At 69.9% G+C, this 3,491-nt stretch carries 2 protein-coding genes and 1 pseudogene; all 3 read left to right on the top strand.

The window, feature by feature from the left end:
* Positions 1–166 precede the first annotated feature (166 nt).
* Positions 167–943: a hypothetical protein gene (locus KBZ10_RS28890; RefSeq protein ID WP_210990703.1), complete on the top strand. Its 777-nt coding sequence runs from the start codon at positions 167–169 to the stop codon at positions 941–943.
* Between the two features lie 127 nt (positions 944–1,070).
* Positions 1,071–2,877, top strand: a pseudogene (locus KBZ10_RS28885) (RHS repeat-associated core domain-containing protein); the annotation flags it as partial.
* A 7-nt stretch (positions 2,878–2,884) separates the two neighbouring features.
* Positions 2,885–3,491, top strand: a 607-nt coding sequence (locus KBZ10_RS28880) for a hypothetical protein (RefSeq protein ID WP_210990702.1), incomplete at its 3' end; no start/stop codon positions are given.

Genomic DNA, 3,491 nt, shown 5'->3' with positions numbered 1-3,491 from the left:
CGGGCCGCCGACGAAGCCCTGCGCAACCAACCAGAGGACCGGCACCGAGCCGACGCCCTGCTCGACCTCATCGCCACCATGGTCGACGACTACGGAAACTGGTGACCGAGTTCGACACGGGACGTTCTCACGCCGTGAAGTCGCCCAGGACGGGGGAACGTTCACCATGAAACTCACCCTCGACGGCGACTGGAACGCGACGGTGACGGACGATCCGCTGCACATCAACCCGGCGCTGGATTTCCGGGAGTTCCGTGTGCGTATCGCGACGTACACGAACGTCGAGGAACGCGGGCAGTTCCTCCTGGACACCTTCGGCAGTCAGCCGTGGCTGTGGGACACGCCTGACGAACTCCGGTTCGATCAGGCGAGCCGGGAACTGGTGGGCGCCGAGTTCCACATCGCCGGTGAGGCCGCCGACGCCGAGGACTCCGCCCGCCTTCCCGCGACACCACCCGTCCACCCGAGCGGCCTTCGCGCGGACGAAGCCCAGGACTTCCGCCTGGAGGTGACCACTGAGCTGTGCCGCGCCCCCGGAGACACCGTGCTCACCTGCCTGCGCGACCTCGACGTCCTGGACGAGCCGCTGGAGGCCCGTATCGGCATCGCCCCCGACGTGGCACTCCTCATCCAGCACGGCACCGTCGTCGGCTGGAGCCTCACCGACCCAGCGCGATACCTGACCACCGGCTTCGCCGCCCCCGACCCGGCTCCCCCAGCGCCGGCCACCCGGCTCCTGTTCACCGAATGCCTCGACCTCATCACCACGCCGCTGTTCGACGAGGTGCGGGACCGGGTTCCGGCCGCCCTGGACCGGCTCCGGGCGATACACCGGACCCTGCGCGACCAACGCGAGGACCGGCACCGCGTCGACGCCCTACTCTCGCTCATCGCCGAACTGGTCGAGGACTGCGCCAACCGGCCGCCCAGGCGGAAGCCGTGAACCACCGGCCTGCCCCGTCCATGGCAACGACGCGGACACCGGGCGGCACGACGCCGTCCGGCTCCGGTGAGGGCACGCGCATGTGAACCTACTCCTGAAGACCTGAGCGTCCGAATGACGGACACTCCGTGACCGGCTCGGACAGGTGGTCCGCAAGAACGTCGACGGCCGGGTGACGACCTACGCCTACGACCGGGCCGGGCGCCTGGTGGAGGCAGCCGGACCGGACAGCGAACTGCGCTACCAGTACGACCGCCGCGGACTCACCAAGACCGAACTGGTCGACGGCCGGCCCATCCTGTACGCCTACGACATCCTGGGCCGCCGTACGCGCCGCACCACACCCACCGGTCACGTCACGTCTTACGCCTACGGCGCCGACGGCCTGCCCCACCGCCTGACCAGCGGCGCCCACCGGATCGACTTCACGCACGACGCGGCCGGCCGGGAACTCGCCCGGGTCTTCGGCGACTCCCTCACCATGACGTCGGCCCGGGACGCGGCCGGACGGCTCTCGGCGCAGCACATCACCGCCGGAGGGCGCGACGTCAGCAGCCGCGCCTACACCTACCGAGCCGACGGCCACCTGGTCTCCGTCACAGACCCGCTGGAGGGCACCCGCGCCTTCGATCTCGACCGGGCGGGCCGGGTCACCGCCGTCCACGCCCGGGGATGGACGGAGCGCTACGCCTACAACGACGCCGGCAACCAAACCGCGGCGTCCTGGCCGTCCCGCCACCCCGGCCACGAGGCAACCGGACCACGCGCCTACACCGGCACCACCCTCACCCGCGCCGGAGACATTCGCTTCGAACACGACGCCCTCGGCCGCGTCGTCCTCCGGCAGAAGACCCGCCTCTCCCGCAAGCCCGACACCTGGCGCTACACGTGGGACACGGAGAACCGCCTCACCTCCGTCACCACCCCCGACGGCACCCGCTGGAGGTACCGCTACGACCCGCTCGGCCGCCGCACCGCGAAACAGCGCCTGGCGGCCGACGGCGAGACCGTGCTGGAGGAGACCCGCTTCACCTGGGACGGCCTCACTCTGTGCGAACAGACCAGCCACCGGCCGGACGCCCCGACCGTGGTCGCCCTCACCTGGGACCACCGGGACGTCGTCCCCCTGGCCCAGACCGAACGCATCCTCACGGCCGACAACCGCCAGGAGGAGATCGACCGCCGGTTCTTCGCCATCGCCACCGACCTCATCGGCACACCGACCGAACTCATCGACGAGACGGGCGACATCGCCTGGCGCACCCGGAGCACACTCTGGGGCACCACGGCCTGGCCCCGGAACAGCAGCGCCTACACCCCTCTCCGCTTCCCGGGCCAGTACTACGACCCCGAAGACCGGCCTCCACTACAACCACTTCCGCCACTACGACCCCGAGACCGGCCGCTACACCTCCCCCGACCCCCTCGGCCTCGCCCCCGCCCCGAACCCCGTCGCCTACGTGGACAACCCGTTCATCGGGTGCGACCCGCATGGCCTCATGCCCAAGTACACGAAGGAGGAGCGGGCCCAGAAGCGGGTCAACAAGATCCTGGACGATATCGCCGAGCAAGCACAGAACGGCGGGTTCAGGAAGCGCCACGACTACCACGGGGACACCCGGCACGCCTTCAGCGACGAACGGGTCCTCGAAATCCTCAAGAACCCGGACGCCGTGTACCACTCGACAGGCACGGCCGCGACGTTCACCTTCAGACAGGGTGGCGACATCGTGGTGATCGACGGTCCCGGCAACACCCAGGGCCAGGCCATCACGGCTTACGGACCGTCGGGCGTCAAGGGCGAGTCCGGGGCCACGGCGCTCGGCGGGAAACCCACGGACCCCGGCGCCCCGGTGACGCACGAGGACATCGTGAACGGCAGGATTCCCGCCAAGGACGGCCGCTTCCAGCCTCCGGCAGTACAGATCAGATGAGGCAGTGATGACGACGAAACTGAAGTTCGACGGCGGCTGGTCCGCGACGGTGACGGGCGAACCGCTCGACCTCGTTCCCCGTCTCCTCGGGACCTTCCTGATCGTTTCCCCTTATGCGGACAGGGTGGAACGGGAGAAATTCCTCGCGGACACGTTCGGCAGCCAGGGCCGGCTGTGGGATCTTCCTGACGTTTTCCGCTTCGCCCCGAGCGGCCGACGGCTGGTCGGGGCTGAATTCCGGATTCCGGAAGAGTCCGCCTCAGCCGAGGATGCGGCCCGCCTTCCCGCCACGCCCGAAGTACACCCGGGCGGGCTCCGCGCGGACGAGGTCAAAGACTTCCGGCACGAAATGTGCACGGTGCTGTGCCGGGCTCCCGGCGATGCCGTGCTGACCTCCCTGCGCGATCTCGACGTCCTCGACGAGCCGCTGAAGGCCCGCATCGGCATCGCGCCCGACGTGGCACTCCTCGTCCAACACGGCACCGTCGTCGGCTGGAGCCTCACCGACCCCGCGCGCTACCTGACCACCGCCTACGCCGACCCCGACCCCGACCCGCCCTCCCCCGCCACCCGTCGCCTGCTCACCGAGTGCCTGAACCTGGTCACCACACCAC

The organism is Streptomyces sp. F63 (assembly GCF_018070345.1).
Classification (GTDB): domain Bacteria; phylum Actinomycetota; class Actinomycetes; order Streptomycetales; family Streptomycetaceae; genus Streptomyces.
This window is presented reverse-complemented; position numbering and strand designations above follow the sequence as displayed.

Coding starts and splice junctions, on each gene's coding strand:
- KBZ10_RS28890 (WP_210990703.1), top strand. CDS start 167: ATGAAACTCACCCTCGACGGCGACTGGAACGCGACGGTGACGGACGAT.